Below are 15,408 nucleotides of genomic sequence, written 5' to 3'. Positions count from 1 at the left end.
AACTCCGAATAAATCGGAAGGCACATTCACTTTTTCTAGTGTCGATTTAGATTGTCGTGACATCGCAAATCCACCGAATTCGATGTCACAGAATTGAATAATAATCGAACGTGCAAGTTACAAATTTGCAATATTAGTGAAAATAACTATACATATCGTCTTTATAAATACTATGGAATGAAAATGACAAAACTTTCATGATATGGCAATGATGCCGTAATGTAGGTTCTTCTAACCATCCTGGCCAAGGATGCTCAGTGCATCTCACTCAAAAGGATGGAACCCCATGAATATTGTCCCCAATTCGTATTCCGGAACTCGTCGGCGCCTGGCGGCGGCTGTAGTGTCGCTGAGCGCTGTAGGCGCTGTAGGCGTCGGAGCTGTTGTTTCCGGCACTGCCCCCGTGCTGGCCGACGCGGTGCATGTCCAGGCGCCGCAGATGCCGAGCTTCGCCGATGTCGTCGAGCAGGTTTCGCCGGCGGTCGTCAGCGTCAAGGTCAAGTCCACGGTCCAGCCGGTCGCCGACGACGGTTCCGACGATCAGGATGGTTTCGAGAACCTGCCCGACAACCGGCAGCAGGGCGGCTTCAAACATGGTGACGGCAAGCCGCGCCCGGTGGCACAGGGTTCAGGCTTCTTCATCTCGGAGGACGGATATCTCGTCACCAACAATCACGTCGTCTCGGAAGGCTCGTCCTTCACCATCGTCACCAGTGACGGTAAGGAACTCGACGCCAAGCTGGTCGGCACCGATCCGCGGACGGACCTGGCTGTGCTGAAGGTCGATGGCGGCGGCAAGTTCACCTATGTCGACTTCGCCGACGACTCCAAGATCCGCATCGGTGATTGGGTGGTGGCAGTCGGCAACCCGTTCGGCCTCGGCGGCACCGTCACTTCCGGCATTGTATCCGCTCGGGGCCGCGATATCGGCGCCGGCCCCTATGACGACTTCATCCAGATCGATGCTCCGGTCAATCATGGCAATTCGGGGGGCCCGACTTTCAATCTCAATGGCCAGGTGATCGGTATCAACACAGCCATCTTCTCGCCGTCGGGCGGCAGTGTCGGCATTGGTTTCGACATCCCGGCCTCGACCGCCAAGCAGGTCGTGGAAGACCTGATGAAGGAAGGCTCCATCAAGCGAGGTTGGCTCGGCGTCCAGATCCAGCCGGTCACCGCTGAAATTGCTGAATCCCTTGGTCTGAAATCCGACAAGGGCACACTGGTCTCGAACGCCCAGGACGCTGGTCCCAGCAACAAGGCAGGCATTGCCGCCGGTGACGTCATCACCCAGGTCGACGGCAAGGATGTCGATTCGCCCAAAGACCTCGCCCGCACGATCGGCGCCTATGCGCCGGGCAAGTCGGTCGATCTTACCGTATTGCGTAATGGCAAAAGCCAGACGATCAAGGTCGATCTCGGCACACTGCCGTCCAGCGACAAACAGGCCTCCGGCGATGACGGCAAGCAGGTCGCGCCTGCCAAGGCCGACGCATTGGCCGATCTTGGCCTGACCATCGCCAAGTCAGACGATGGCAAAGGACTGGTCGTCACCGATGTGGATCCCAATAGCGATGCGGCCGATCGTGGCATCCAGCCGGGCGATGTCATCACCGCCGTCAGTTCGACCAAGGTGAACACCACTGATGACGTCTCCAAGGCCATGGCCGATGCAGCCAAGGCTGGCCGCAAGGCCGTACTGATGCAGATCACCCGCGACGACTCGAGCCGGTTCGTCGCGCTGCCCGTGGGCAAGGCCTGACAGAAGGCGGCCTGGAGCCTGTTGGTTTCAGGGCGCCCGCCCCAAATGCTGCCGCCGCGATAGCCGCGAACATCCAGCAATTTCCCGCGGCGATGTCTGCCGCCAAGCCGCTGCGGGAACAAGGAGCCGAGCACGTCAGTCCGTCGTCGTGCCTCGCTCCTGGCGGCAGCGGGCTCCCTACGCCCGCTGCCGTTTTCCGCCATTTACGTCAGTGGCAAATCGACTGCATCATGAGCCTGAACGGATGTCGGGGCTCGCGGTGTTTCTTCTGCTCACCATGTTCGTCAGCACGCCCACGCTCGGCACGGGCCGCACGACGAGACTCCAGGGAGTGGTCCATCTCGGCATATTCGCCATGTTCCTGCTGATTTCGGCCGTGCCCTGAAGCCCCAGCTAGCCGCCTCTGTCGGCCTGTGCTGCAACCTTGCTGGCAAGATGGGTTTTGAGGGCGGCGAGGTCCTGTCGCGACCAGTCCTTCACGCCCAACACCGCACTCCAGGCTTCCACATAGTCCTGCGGCGCGTAGACATGGCCGTAGCCGATCGGCGTGGTTGTCGCCACGGCCATATCGAGACCGAGCTGCAGCATGGTCACCACCGGGTACCAGCTCAGTTGCGGCGAGACGTCCGGCCCGCGCGGCGCCTTCATCCAATCCGGCTGCCGGTAGGCGTCGCGATAATCGAAGAATACGATCGGGTCGCTGGCATATTGCAGGTAGACGATCCTCAGCGGGCCCCAGGGCGTGTCGGGCGCCACCGCCGGGCCGCTTTGGTTCATGAACCGGACCAGGCTGCTATTGCGGAAGATCGGCAGCCACTGCGGCGAGCCGTTGTTGCGCGTATCGCTCACCGAGCGCCAGATGCGGCTTTCGAAGGGCGGGCCGCTCCAGAGTGCGCCGCTGATCGGATCGCTGAATATCTCGAACAGCCCGGCCGATCTTTCGGAGTTCATGGCGCCAAGGCTGAGCCCGTGCAGGTAAAGCCTCGGCCGCCACTGCTTCGGCAGGGTGGTCCAGTAGCCGTAGATTTCGAGGAACAGCGCCCGGGCCGTCTCGGCGCCGTATTCCGGCTGCGCCAGCAGCGACAGCGGACTGCTCAGATAGGAATATTGCGCGGCGACGCTGGCGACATCGCCGCGGCACAGATATTCGAGCGCATCCATCGAGGCCGGATCGATCCATCCGGTCCCGGTCGGCGTGATGACCACAAGCGTGGATTTGCTGAAGCCGCCCGCCCGCTTCAGCTCCTCCAGCGCGAGTTTCGCGCGGGCCTGCGCACTGTCCGCCGCTCCCAGCCCGACATAGACCCGGACCGGCTGTTGCGCCGGCCGGCCGGTGAAGGTCCCTATCTCGGCGGCGGCGGGACCGTCCGCGATGAACTCGCGGCCGGCGCGGCCGAGCTCGTCCCACCTGACCAGCGAGGCGGGGCTTCCGGTCCTGGAGGGTTCGCTCGGCTGCTGGCGCTCCGGTTCCATGAGTGCGTCGAACTTGGCGAACGAGGAATCGAGCGCGCCGAAGATCGCGCGGATCGCAACGTCGCTCACCAGCAACCAGATGAGCAGCACGGCGACAGCGGCGCCGGCGACATTCGCCAGGCGCCGGGGTATGTAGCGTCTCAGTGCCCCGGCGATGGCGCGCACCAGCCAAGCGACAAGGCGCGCCAGCGCGAGCACGACGATGAAGGTGCAAATGGCCAGGGCGCAGACATTGAGGGGATGAGCGCCATCGACAGCCGGCATGCCCATCACCGCGCGGATGGAGTTCTGCCACGCGCCGGATCGCCACAGTGCCACAACGGCAAGGCCGAGGCACGGGACCAGGATAATCGCCTTGGACAGCAAACGCGGCCGTGGCGGCAGTTCCGGAATCTCGAGATATTTCCACAGCCACCGCAAGGCGACGCCAAGGCTGTAGCCGATGGCGAAGCACGCGCCCGCCAGTACGCCTTGCGTCAGGTCGGTGCGGGGAACGAGCGTCGGCGTCAGGGCGGCCGCGAAGAACAGCATGCCGAGGGCCATGCCGACACCGGAGAGCGATCGCCAGATACTAAGGAAACGAGTAGTTGTCACTTGGGTGTTACGCCTCGAGTTGGACCGCAGGATAACGTTGGCCTATGGTTTTTATATCTTCGGAGTCGCGCGTCCGCTATTGGCCTCCTAACCAGTCGGGCTCATGCCCTGGGTCAACATGCATCGACCCCTTTGCGGGACAAGACAGAGATACCACGCGTAGTAAAAACTAGTGCTCCCCCGGTTCTTTAGGTTCGCCAGACCATACCAGAGAATATGAAGGAAACGGGTTGCCGAACCGTCCGCTAACGTCTTGACTTCCAGTAGAAGACGTCGGCCCTCCGGGCCGACCATTGTCGTTATCCGCCATTAGGCTACGAAGCGGTTCGCCAAGGCGATTCGAGGCGATGGTCTAGACACTCGCCGATCGCATCGTCTGCGGATGGCAGCTTTGCGGCTCCAACCCGCCGTTTAGCTCCAAACTGCGTGAGCTAGGAAGCAGACGTTGGACTAGCCCGGCCAAAGGCCCTGAAGCCATGTGGCACCGCAGCGCCGGCAATATTCGTGAACCGAGTGCTACGTTTACCCAGCGCGCTGCTTGAGTTCAGGAAAATCTGGTCTCTGCGCCAACCTTGGCCTCAGGAACATTCCCCATCTACCGCTGCCTTCTCCGCCACCAGTCAAGTATCCGCAGGCTGTGTGCGCCAGTCATACTCTTGCCGGAACCCAAGGATGTCGCGCAGCTTCCGATTTGAGATCGGTCCCTCGAATACATCCATGGCGCGTGTGACTGGTATGTTGGGTGCGTGCTTGCTGAGAAATTCCGCCGTCGGCATCTCGGCCACGATGTTGTCGTTGACTGCGTTGAATATCTGGAACCCCAAGCCGTCCTTCTCGATGCACAGATCGATGATCTGGCCAAGATCGCGCACGTCCATGTAGGTCCAGCCGTCGCGCCGCCGTTTCGAGGCGTCGGCCAGGAATTCCGGGAAGCGGCCATAGTCCCGCGGTTCGACGACTCCGCCGATCCGCAGGGCATAGACGTCGGCTCCAGTACGGGAGGCGAAAGAGCGCGCAATCTTCTCCCCCAGCACTTTGGAGAGACCATAGCTGTCGGTCGGATCGACGTCATAGTCCTCGTCCACCGGAAACGATGTGAAATCGCGGTCGCCTTCGGCAAAGCACACACCGTACACCGTTTCGCTGGAAGCAGTGACGATCTTGCGGATGCCAAGCTTGGTGGCGGCTTCGATCACATTGTAGGTCGACTGCACATTGGCGGCGAACATGGCGTTATCCGGTCGCAGGAATATCCGCGGGATCGCCGCGAAATGGACCACTGCGTCGACCGGGCCGCGGCTCCTTCCGCCGAAGTATTCGTTGAACCCGAAATGCAGCGTCAGTGCATTGTAGGTCTCGCCAGCGTCCGCAAGATTGGTGATGACGGTGTCGACGCCCTGCACATCGAGCGGCGTCAGGTCGAGATTCAGAACCTGATGCCCGCGCTCGAGCAGGTAGGGTATGACGTGACGGCCGATCTTGCCGCTGCCGCCGGTGAAGATGATCCGCTTGCCCATGGCTTCCTCACAACGGATTTGTTTGATCGAGCAGTTCAATCCGCCCGGCCCGGTCGTCAGCTATTCAAAGATGCCGAAGCCTGGCACGGCGCGCTTACGGACGCCTTCCATGTCGAGCTCGACGCCAATGCCGGGCACGTCAGGCACCACGATGTGGCCGTCTTCGACGATCGACTTCGCGCCGTCAGGAAGGCGCACATAACTGTCCCACGCCTCCCGCTCTTCAAGCGCGTGCCACTCCAGCACGAGGAAGTTCGGAACGCTGGCGCAGACATGGCATGTCGCCATCGTGCCCAGCGGTGTCGACACCAGGTGCGGCGCGAACGGCACATAGTACATCTCGGCGAGATTCGCGATCTTGCGGCTTTCCGCAAGACCGCCGCATTTCGGCACGTCGGGCATGATGACGTCGGCGCCATAGTTCTGGAACAGTTCGCGGAAGCCCCAGCGCAGGTAGAGATTTTCGCCGACGCAGATCGGCGTCTTGGTCCGCATGCGGATCTGCTTCAGGGCCTCGACATTTTCCGCCGGGATCGGCTCTTCCAGCCAGAGAAGGTTGAACCGTTCCATCTCGGCCGCTATGCGGCTGGCGCTGAGCACGTCGTAGCGCGCGTGCAGGTCGATGCAGAGATCGACGTCGGGGCCGATCGCATCGCGGACCGCTGCAACACGTTCGACCATGAAGCGCAGTTCGGCGCCGTTGATGGTATGGTTCACCGCGTCGAACTTCGCCGGGTGGCGCAGATTGTCGATGTCGAATTTCAGCGCCGTGAAGCCTTCCGCCACCATGCGGCGCGCGCGTGCCGCGCATCCCTGCGGCGATCCCGATTCCTCATCGCCATCGCCGCAATCTGCATAGAGTCTTATCCGGTCGCGGAACTTGCCGCCGAACAAGCGATAAAGCGGCTGCCCGGCGGCTTTCGCCGCCACGTCCCAGAGCGCCATCTCCAGCCCGGTCAGCGCGATGAGAAAGACGCCGGCTTGCGCACCGGAAAACACATGGTCACGGCGAATCTTGTCCCAGCAATATTCGACATTGCGCGGATCCTGGCCGATCAGTTCCGACTTCAGTTCCGAAATCAGCCCGACGATTGCGGCGGCGCCTGCATCGGGATTTGCCTCGCCATAACCGGAGATGCCGGCGTCCGTATCGATGCGGATCAGGGTCGCCTTGCCGTGATAGGCGACGACCGCTGTCCTGATGTCCGTGATCTTCATCGAAACCTCCTCCCCGTGATGGCGCGCGGCGCCTTCAAATGCATATGGTCAGTTAGGTCAACTTGTCCAATAAGCATACAAGATGAGAAGATGGGACGTAAACCCCCTTTGAACGATTTTGCGCAAATACACCTTGAAACGGCAGGTATCATTGAATTACTTGGGAAATTCGTCACTCCGCGCCAATCGCCATAAATCCGCCGGGACCTACTTGTTAGACGAGTATATAAGCGTATAAATTGGACATCAGCAGGGTGATAGCCCTGCCTGCCAATCAGGAGGAACAGGATGCAACAGCGACAGTTGGGATCGTCGCCGGTCAGGGTATCGGAGATCGGTCTAGGCACTTGGGGTATGTCCGGCGCCTTTTGGGGCGCGGCCGACGACGAGGAATCGATCCGGGTGATCCGACGCGCCGCGGAGCTTGGCATAACGCTGATCGACACGGCCGAAGCCTATGGACATGGCCATGCCGAGGAGATCGTCGGCAAGGCACTGGCCGGCCGTCGCGACAAGGCTGTTATCGCGACCAAGGTTGCGCCCAATCACCTCGAACCCGCCGCGATTGAGGCGGCGCTCGACGGTTCGCTGAAGCGGATGCAGACGGACTATGTCGATGTCTATTTTGTCCACTGGCCGAACTCGGATTTTCCGATCGGCCCGACCATGGAGATGATGGAGCGGCTGCGGTCGTCCGGGCGTATCAAGGCAGTCGGCGTCTCGAATTTCAGCACCGCCGACATGGACAGCGCCCGTCAGCATGGCGTCGTCGACGTGCTCCAGCCACCCTACAACATGCTGTGGCGCGAGGTTGAGGCTGAGACGCTGCCCTATTGCCGCAAGCATAATATCGGCGTGATGCCCTATAGCGGTCTCGCCCAGGGTTTGCTTACAGGGCTGTTGTCGCCGGACACCAAATTCGTCGAAGGCGATGAGCGCCGCACCACCGTTCTGTTCCAGCCGGGCACCTACGAGCGCGCGGTTGACGCCGTCGACGCCCTGAAGCCGATTGCGGCGCGCTACGGCAAGACGGTTCCGCAGCTTGCGATCCAGTGGCTTACCAACAGGCCGGGCGTGAGTTCGCCGCTGGTCGGCGCGCGCACGGTCAAGGAACTCGAGGAAAATGCTGAGAGCACAGGCTGGGCGATTTCCGACGCGGACATCGCTGCCATCGACAAGATTACCGGACCGGTATGGGCGGAAATCAAAGACAAGGGCGACATGTTCGGTTTTCGCGCGCGCCAGCGCCAGGAACAGCAAGCAAAAAGCGCCTGATATCGGCCGCGTCCTCCCGGCGCGCAGCGGCGCGGCCAGCCCGATTGCTGGCTGCGCCGCTCGGGAGCATCGGCTGGCGATTTCTTATGGGGGCAGGCCAACGGCCGTGGTGATCTTCAGGTGCCGGCGCATCGCCTCTTCCGCCCGTTTTGCATCACGCGCCACGAGCGCCTCGTAGATCGCTCTGTGCATCTCAGTCGCCGAGGGCAGGGCATGAGGCACCTGGTTGCTGATGCGCCTGCTTGCCATCTGCCACCACCGGGAGGAGTACATGAAGCGGTCGAGGATCCTATTCTTGGCTGCCCGGCAAATCTCCATGTGGAAATCCAGATCGAGTTTCAGATAGGCGTCCGCATTGTCTTCGCTGGCCGACATCGCTGCCAGCAGGGTGCCAAGACGCTCGAGGTTTTCTTTGGTCATATGCTTGGCCGCGATGGCGGTGATGGCCGGTTCGATGATTATCCGCGTCGCGTGCGCTTCCGCCAAGATCTCGCGGGTCTGCTCGGGCGGCAGCCAGTCGATAAGCAATGGACTGAGATAGTCCCATTCGTCTGCCGGACGCAGCACCACGCGTCGTCCCTGCGCGATCTCGATCATGTCGAGAGACGCCAGGATCTTGAGCGCTTCCCGTGCCACCGCGCGCGAAACCCCGAACTCCTGAAGGATCTGCTGCTCCGACGGTCCCTGGCCGCCGGCGACGCCGCTGCTGGCGATGCGGCGCGCGAGCACGCCGGCCACCTGCTTGGGCAAAGTTTGAAGCTTGACCTCCATGGCATCCATCATTAACATCCACTTGTCTGATAAGCTTATAGGCTGATAGCTAGATATGCAGTCAACTTATCTCATGGTGCTCAGTAGCCTATAACTCGGCCTGCGGGAAGGGAGGATCGAACGGTGCCCGGCGGGCTCGCAAGCGTCGTTCGGGACGTAGTCCAGGCAGTCTCGCTGCGGGAGGAGCAAGCCGCCGCGGATTTGCCGGAAAGGTTGAAGTTATCGGCCGACCCTTGGATGGGCCGACCAATCAAACCAAGGAGGAGATTATGATGTCCGCAAACCTATCGAGACGCAAATTCCTGGCCGCGAGCGCGGCAGTGACGGCCGGCTCGCTAGCCGCGCCATGGATCGCCAGGGCAGACGCGAACGAGATCACCGCACTGCTGATCACCGGCGGCCCGCTCTATCCCAAATACTGGGAAAAGATCGTTCAGGATTTCACCGCCAAGACCGGTATCAAGGTTCGCTACGACTTGCTGGAATTCACCCCGCTGACCGCGAAGGTGGTCACGTTGAGCGCAGCGCGATCGAGCCAATACGACGTCTATAGCACCCATACGGCGCAGATCGATTCCTACTTCAACCATTTTGCGCCGCTGAACAGCTATTTCAGCGACAGCGAACTCGCGGAATTCTACCCGGTCGCTGTCAAGTATCTGCGCGATCCCAAGACTGGAAATCTGGCGGCCATTCCGCGCAACATGGATTCGCGCGTCCAGTACTACCGCAGCGACATCTATCAGGAAAAAGGCCTGAAGCCGGCTGAGACCTGGGAGGAGCTCGTCGACGTCGGGCTGAAACTGACCGGCAATGGCCATTATGGGCTGGTCGTGCCGGGGCAGGGCGATCCAGCACAACGCACCTTCAGCGATCTGCTCTGGCAAGCCGGCGGCGATTGGGTGGACCAGGCCAACAAGCCGGCCTTCAATTCCGAAGCCGGCATCAAGGCCCTGACCTTCTATCGCGATCTCATCCAGAAGCACAAAATCGTGCCACCCGATGCGGTCGGCTATCAGTGGAACGAGAATTCGACCGAATTCTCGTCCGGCACGGTCTATGCGAATTTCGATTGGCCGGGCGCCTTCGCGACCCTATCGAATCCGGAGACCTCACGTGTCGTCGGCAAGTGGTCGACTGCGCCCTACGTCAAGGACAAGGCCGCGATTTCATGCGCCATTTCGCATGCCATGGCGCTCAACGGACAATCCGGACGCAAGGACGCCGCCGTCGAATTCATCAAGTATACGGTCGGTCCGGAGGCGCAGCGGTTGCAGTTCGACCAATTCACCAACTTTCCCAGCAGCCAGGCGATCGCCAAGGAAGTGATATCAGCGGCAAAGGGGCCTCAGGCCGTGTGGCTGCAGCAGCTCGAGACGACGATAGCCAACGGCAAGGAATGGCCGAAGCTAGCCGGCTTCTCGAAAGTCTGCACGCTGATGTTTTCGGCCATCGAACAGGCCTTGACCGACCAGGTCTCTCCCGCGGACTCGCTCAACCAGGCGGCGACGGAGGCTGAGGAGATCATGCGTCGGGCCGGAGCTTACGATTGACGATGCCGTCCGTCGCGCAGCATACGGTGTCGAGGCGTCGGCGACGTTCGCCGCTGCCCTACACCTGGCAGAGAGGATACCTTCTGGCCAGCCCGGCGCTCCTCGTCATGCTGGCCATCCTGCTCTATCCGCTCGGATACTCTTTCACCATGAGTTTCTTCCGCTGGGATCTGAGCGGTTCGGCGCCCTTCATCGGGATGGCAAATTACACCGACGAACTCTTCGGCCGCCAGTTCAACCAGGCACTGCGAAATCAGACCATATTCAGCATCATTTCGATCACGATTGAAGTGGTGGCTGGAATGGCGATCGCCGTGCTCGTCAATGGCAAATTGCGCGGCATGCGGCTCGCGCGCACCTTGCTCCTGGTGCCTCCGATGATCGCGCCCGCAGTGGTGGGCCTGAATTTCCGGTGGCTGTTCAACACCCAGTACGGCCTGGTCGACGCGCTGTTGCGCATGTTCAACCTGCCCGACATTCCATGGCTCAACCATCCGACCTGGGCGCTCGTCTCGGTGATCGTCGCCGATGTCTGGCAGAACACGCCGTTGATGGTGCTACTGTTCCTTGCCGGCCTGCAGTCCTTGCCGCAGGAACCGCTCGAGGCGGCCACCGTGGACGGCGCCACGCCATGGCAGCGCTTCTGGCATATCGTGCTGCCGCTGATGCGTCCGATCATCATGATCGCCCTGATGCTTCGCATCATCGACACGTTCCGGACCTTCGACGTCGTCTGGCTGATGACGCAGGGCGGGCCGGGCGGCGCCACCAACCTGCTCACCGTCTATTCCTACCTGCTGGCGTTTCAGGCGGTGGATTTCGGACATGCGGCGGCCGTCTCCTACATTGCTTTGGGGATGTCGCTGTTCGTGCTCGGGCTCCTCTACGGAATACCGTGGCTGATTGCGAAACGGAGAGCGATATGAGCGAAGCCGCAATCGTTAGCGCACGTCCCAGGCCAAAGCGCCGGCGCCGTCGATTTACGGTGGGAACCGCCGGCCAGTATATGGCGCTGGCCCTGACCGTCGCGTTCACCGTCTTTCCGCTGGTATGGCTGTTCCTAACGTCGATCCGCAGTTCGGCCGACATCTTCTCGGTGCCGGTGCACATCATTCCCGAGACCGCGACGCTAACACAATACGTCTCCGTTTTCGCGGAGTACGACACGATGGACTATGTCTGGAACACCGTCATCGTCTCGGCGGCGACGGTCATCCTCGTCCATCTGCTGGCCATTCCTTGCGCCTATGCCTTGTCGCGTTTCAGGATGCCGGGCGCCATGCTGATTTTCGGGCTGCTTTTGATCATGCGCATGATCCCGGTCATAGCGCTTGCCATTCCGCTCTTTGCCGTGTTTGCCGCCATGGGCATGCTCGACACCATCTGGGCGCTGATCCTGAGCCATACGGCGGCCAAACTGCCTGTCGCCATCTGGCTGCTTCTGGGCTTCATCCAGGACGTGCCGAAAGAGATCGAGGAGGCTGCCCAGTCAGACGGCGCCGGCACGGTGCGCACGCTGGTCCAGATCGTGACGCCGCTGATTGCTCCTGGTATTGGCGCCAGCGCGGTCATCACCTTCCTCTTCACCTGGAACGACCTGCTGCTTGCCCTGACCCTGACCTCCAGCAAGGCCGCGCAGACTCTGCCGGTCGGGCTCACCAACTTCGTCTCGCAATTCGGCATCGACTGGGGCGCGATGTCGGCAGCCGGCGTCCTGATGGTCATCCCGACGTTGGTGTTTGTCTGGTTTGCCCAGGGGCTGCTGGTCAAGGGTCTCACCACCGGTGCCGTCCGCGGCTGAATGGCGGACATGCACCCAGAACGCTCGACGGCTTCGACGACGGGATATGCAACTGAGTGACGATCGGTGGGGTCAGGGACCTCGCCGCGCAATCGGAGGATACGGAATGGCAGCTGATCAGATACCGGCGATATCGGACATTTCGCGGCCGCCGAGACAATTGGTCGATGCGCTTGCGGCGATCGGCTCGGCGACGCTGGCCAGCGAACTCTACCACAAGATGGGCATTCGCGACCCGCAGATACGGGGCCCGCGTCCATTGAGGCTGGGCCGCACGGCGGCGGGGCCTGCTCTCACGCTCCAGTGCATGCCGAAGCGCGAGGATCTCTACAACGAGACCGAATATGAGGAGCCGGAGCGGCAGTTGCACCGTCACGTGCTCTATCCCACGCAGCCGGGCGACATGGTGGTGGTCGATGCGCGCGGCGATCTGGGAAGCGGCATCTTCGGCGAGATGATGCTGACCTATTTCGCCGGGCGCGGCGGGGCCGGCGTGGTTGTCGACGGCTGCATCCGCGATTCCGCCCAGGCGGCGGCTTTGGACATCGGCATCTGGGTGAGGGACGTCACGCCGAATTTCCACGCCCAAACCAACATCGTGCCGTTCGCCGTCAACGTCCCCATCGCCTGCTCGAACGTGCTGGTCATCCCGGGCGATATCATCGTCGCCGACGATGACGGCGTGGTCGTCGTGCCGGTCGCCCTTGCTCCAAAATTGGTCGAGCTCGCCGGCGCGCATATTGAGTGGGAAGAGTTTTCGCGCTCGCGCCTGGCGCAAGGGGGAGACCTGCGGAAATACTATCCGTTGAGCCCCGAGGGCGAGGCCGAATACCGAGCATGGCGGCATGCTCAACAAAAATGAGTGGTGCCGGACGGGAGGACAATAGGTGTCTGCAATTGAGATAGAACAGCTCGGCAAGAGCTTCGGCGCCGTGGAAGTTTTGCGCGATGTCAATATCGAGATCGCCAGTGGCGAGTTCGTGGTGCTGGTCGGTCCGTCAGGCTGCGGCAAGTCAACGCTGCTACGCATGATCGCCGGGCTGGAAGAGCAGACGACCGGCGAGATCCGCATCGGCGGGCGTGTCGTCGACGAGATGCCGGCCAAGTCGCGCGACATAGCCATGGTCTTCCAGAGCTACGCGCTCTATCCGCATATGAGCGTGGCCGACAATATGAGCTTCGCGCTTCGACTGGCGAAGGTCCCTAGGGAAGAGATTGTCTCGAGGGTCAAGGCGGCGGCCGAAATCCTTGGCCTGCAGGATCTGCTTGGCCGCATGCCGCGGCAGTTGTCCGGCGGCCAGCGCCAACGTGTCGCCATGGGCCGCGCCATCGTGCGCGATCCAGCCGCTTTCCTGTTTGATGAGCCGCTTAGCAACCTCGATGCCAAGTTGCGTGTCAAGATGCGCGCCGAAATCAAGAAGCTTCACCAACGGCTCGGCCGAACAAGCATCTATGTCACGCATGACCAGACCGAGGCGATGACGCTCGCCGACCGCATCGTGGTGTTGAACAAAGGCCGGATCGAACAGATCGGCAGCCCCTCCGAGCTCTACGAGAACCCAGCCAATCTGTTCGTCGCAAGCTTTATCGGCTCGCCGGAAATGAACCTGATCGAGGGCCGCATCGACAACGGCGCATTCGTCGCCGATGACAGCTTGCGCTTACCTTTGCCGGCGGATGCTCGGATGGGCGACAGGGATGGGGTAGTTTACGGGATTCGTCCGCAGCACATTTCGGTTGGTGGCAACCACTCTCAGGCGAGGGTGCAAGTGGTCGAGCCGACCGGTGAGGCCCAGGAGCTTACATTAAGTGCAGGTGGAGTCGACCTCGTGGCCGAGGTGCGGGATCAGCCGCCCTTCAAACTTGATCAAGAGGTTGGGTTGGAGATCATGGTATCCAAGGTGCATCTGTTCGATGCTCGTAGTGGCACCAGGATTGCTTAGCGCGCGCTGACGGGCGAAAAAACAGCCCATCCCATCATGCCCTTCATCAGTTGCCACTTGCTGCGAAACCACCGGTGATCGCCGTTTGCCCATCGGCCGTCACGGCAATCGCCCGCGGCGCTCCGGCATGACCAGGGATCTCGGCACCACGCGTTGTTACGCCACAGAGGAACGGACCGCGTCAGACATAGTGCGAGCGTCGTCCTCATTGCACCCCGGGCCATTCCGTGCTCCGTTGGCGCAGCGCCGCCGTTGCGGGCACCAAGCTTGCCGGACCGGCCATATCGTCCACACCGTTCGAGGCAATCATATGACCCAGAATATGGAAACCGATCCCTTCAACGTCTCCATGCGCAAGTTCCTGAAGCAGGTCGGCGTGACTTCGCAGCAGGCAATCGAGAAAGCCGTGGCGGAGAAGGGCCTGAAAGGACAGGGCCGACTGACCGTGAGGGCCGTCATCACCTCGGAGCCGGCAGGCTTGCGCCATGTCGTGGAGGGCGAGATCGATCTTGGATGAGAGCTGCGGCTTGATCGGGGTCGGCTGCTACTTGAAGAACCGTATCTGCTCGGCGGGCGATGGATCGTATCCGCCAAGCTCGGCGGCGCGGCTGGCGAAGATTTCCTGCCCTAGCAAACGCAGGAGCGCCTGGATCGGTTGCTGGAAGTAGGTCCGCTGCCGCATCAGGAGATCGAAGCTTTCCCAGGCCAATGGAACGAAATCGAGGCCAGCGGCGCGGGCGGCCGCGCGCGTGGCAATTCCGCAATCGGCCCTACCAATGCGCACGGCAGCCGCGAGATCGGGTCCGGTCAGGCAGGGCGGCTCCAACCGGTTGACGTCGTCCTGTTTCGCGCCGGAGTCCGCCAGCAATTGCGTGAGCAGCATGTCCGCGCCTGCGCCGCGTTGACGAACCGCGATGCGTGCGCCGGTCGCAAGTACGTCGGTCAGGTTGTTGAGCGATTTTGGATTGCCTGGCGCGAGCAGCAGGCCTTGCTCGCGGCGGGCGAATCCGACCAGCACCGCATCGTAAAGCCGCGGTCTGGCCGCAATCGCGGCGACATTCGGGTCCGGGTCGGGGCTGTGGAAATGAATCGCGGCGACAGACACCTCGCCGCGCAGCAGGCGTGTCACGCCGGCTTCCGTGCCTTCCGTCAGAAAGGCCAGGCCGGAGGCTGATTGGCGGAGAGCCCATTCGAGCAGGTCGTCCTGGCTGCCACCGACGATCGGCGGCGGCTCGGATTGCGTCATTCCTGCGGGCCGGATCAACCCCGACATGACCCAACGGTCGAGTTCATGCCGAGGAAACAGCCACTTGCCCGCCACCTTGCTGCACGGGACACGCTCCTCCGCAATCAGCTCATAAAGCTTGCGCTCACCAATGCGCAGATAGTCGGCGGCTTCGGACGTCGTCAGCAAATCCATCCTGCATTGATATGCATATTCCTGTTCAGGTTCAAGGATTTGACAGTGACGGAGGAGTTGCAGGACATTGAACACGGGACA

Annotated in this window: 13 protein-coding genes and 1 pseudogene; 9 read left to right on the top strand and 5 right to left on the bottom strand. The window is 61.6% G+C overall.

Annotation, left to right across the window (positions count from 1 at the left end; all coding sequences use genetic code 11):
• The first annotated feature begins 286 nt into the window (after positions 1 to 286).
• Both FJ986_RS12715 and FJ986_RS12710 read left to right on the top strand, forming a co-directional pair.
• Positions 287 to 1,762, top strand: a complete 1,476-nt coding sequence (locus FJ986_RS12715) for a Do family serine endopeptidase (RefSeq protein ID WP_140556221.1) — start codon at positions 287 to 289, stop codon at positions 1,760 to 1,762.
• A 259-nt stretch (positions 1,763 to 2,021) separates the two neighbouring features.
• A pseudogene (locus tag FJ986_RS12710) lies at positions 2,022 to 2,147 on the top strand (ionic transporter y4hA); the annotation flags it as partial.
• Between the two features lie 8 nt (positions 2,148 to 2,155).
• Here the strand turns inward: FJ986_RS12710 and FJ986_RS12705 are convergent.
• The 3 genes from FJ986_RS12705 to FJ986_RS12695 form a co-directional block, all read right to left on the bottom strand.
• Positions 2,156 to 3,778: an alpha/beta-hydrolase family protein gene (locus FJ986_RS12705; RefSeq protein WP_140499384.1), complete on the bottom strand. Its 1,623-nt coding sequence runs from the start codon at positions 3,776 to 3,778 to the stop codon at positions 2,156 to 2,158.
• Positions 3,779 to 4,449: 671 nt separating this feature from the next.
• Positions 4,450 to 5,346: an NAD(P)-dependent oxidoreductase gene (locus FJ986_RS12700; RefSeq protein ID WP_140674430.1), complete on the bottom strand. Its 897-nt coding sequence runs from the start codon at positions 5,344 to 5,346 to the stop codon at positions 4,450 to 4,452.
• Between the two features lie 60 nt (positions 5,347 to 5,406).
• Positions 5,407 to 6,564 carry a mandelate racemase/muconate lactonizing enzyme family protein gene (locus tag FJ986_RS12695; RefSeq protein ID WP_140674428.1) on the bottom strand — a complete coding sequence of 386 codons (1,158 nt, stop codon included), beginning with the start codon at positions 6,562 to 6,564 and terminating at the stop codon, positions 5,407 to 5,409.
• A gap of 288 nt (positions 6,565 to 6,852) precedes the next feature.
• Here FJ986_RS12695 and FJ986_RS12690 point away from each other — a divergent pair, with 288 nt between their 5' ends.
• Positions 6,853 to 7,839 (top strand): aldo/keto reductase, encoded by a 987-nt coding sequence (locus FJ986_RS12690; RefSeq protein WP_140499378.1) that lies wholly within the window; start codon positions 6,853 to 6,855, stop codon positions 7,837 to 7,839.
• An 84-nt stretch (positions 7,840 to 7,923) separates the two neighbouring features.
• Here FJ986_RS12690 and FJ986_RS12685 read toward each other — a convergent pair whose 3' ends face one another.
• Positions 7,924 to 8,619, bottom strand: coding sequence for an FCD domain-containing protein (locus tag FJ986_RS12685; protein WP_224680586.1), 696 nt, complete (start codon positions 8,617 to 8,619; stop codon positions 7,924 to 7,926).
• A 263-nt stretch (positions 8,620 to 8,882) separates the two neighbouring features.
• On the opposite strand from FJ986_RS12685, the gene FJ986_RS12680 reads away from it, so the two are divergent.
• The 6 genes from FJ986_RS12680 to FJ986_RS12655 all read left to right on the top strand — a co-directional run bounded on the left by FJ986_RS12680 (position 8,883) and on the right by FJ986_RS12655 (position 14,424).
• Positions 8,883 to 10,163: a sugar ABC transporter substrate-binding protein gene (locus FJ986_RS12680; protein ID WP_181167675.1), complete on the top strand. Its 1,281-nt coding sequence runs from the start codon at positions 8,883 to 8,885 to the stop codon at positions 10,161 to 10,163.
• Between the two features lie 2 nt (positions 10,164 to 10,165).
• Complete coding sequence (locus FJ986_RS12675; RefSeq protein WP_224618856.1) at positions 10,166 to 11,089, top strand: sugar ABC transporter permease; 924 nt, start codon at positions 10,166 to 10,168, stop codon at positions 11,087 to 11,089.
• A complete protein-coding gene (locus FJ986_RS12670) occupies positions 11,086 to 11,964 on the top strand; it encodes a carbohydrate ABC transporter permease (RefSeq protein WP_140672422.1) in 879 nt (292 codons plus the stop codon). The genes FJ986_RS12675 and FJ986_RS12670 overlap by 4 nt, the downstream gene beginning before the upstream one ends.
• A gap of 106 nt (positions 11,965 to 12,070) precedes the next feature.
• Entirely contained in the window at positions 12,071 to 12,826 is a 756-nt protein-coding gene (locus FJ986_RS12665) for a ribonuclease activity regulator RraA (RefSeq protein WP_140521326.1), read from the top strand.
• A 25-nt stretch (positions 12,827 to 12,851) separates the two neighbouring features.
• Positions 12,852 to 13,907, top strand: a complete 1,056-nt coding sequence (gene ugpC, locus FJ986_RS12660; RefSeq protein WP_140672421.1) for a sn-glycerol-3-phosphate ABC transporter ATP-binding protein UgpC — start codon at positions 12,852 to 12,854, stop codon at positions 13,905 to 13,907.
• Positions 13,908 to 14,217: 310 nt separating this feature from the next.
• On the top strand, positions 14,218 to 14,424 hold the full coding sequence (locus FJ986_RS12655; protein WP_140499366.1) for a DUF6494 family protein: 207 nt from the start codon (positions 14,218 to 14,220) through the stop codon (positions 14,422 to 14,424).
• 27 nt (positions 14,425 to 14,451) lie between these two features.
• Here the strand turns inward: FJ986_RS12655 and FJ986_RS12650 are convergent, their stop codons facing one another.
• On the bottom strand, positions 14,452 to 15,327 hold the full coding sequence (locus FJ986_RS12650) for a helix-turn-helix transcriptional regulator (protein ID WP_140674426.1): 876 nt from the start codon (positions 15,325 to 15,327) through the stop codon (positions 14,452 to 14,454).
• Positions 15,328 to 15,408 lie beyond the last annotated feature (81 nt).

The organism is Mesorhizobium sp. B1-1-1, from assembly GCF_006442955.1.
Taxonomy (GTDB): Bacteria; Pseudomonadota; Alphaproteobacteria; order Rhizobiales; family Rhizobiaceae; genus Mesorhizobium.
Note: the sequence above shows the minus strand (reverse complement) of the source record. Positions and strands in the feature narration are given on the sequence as shown.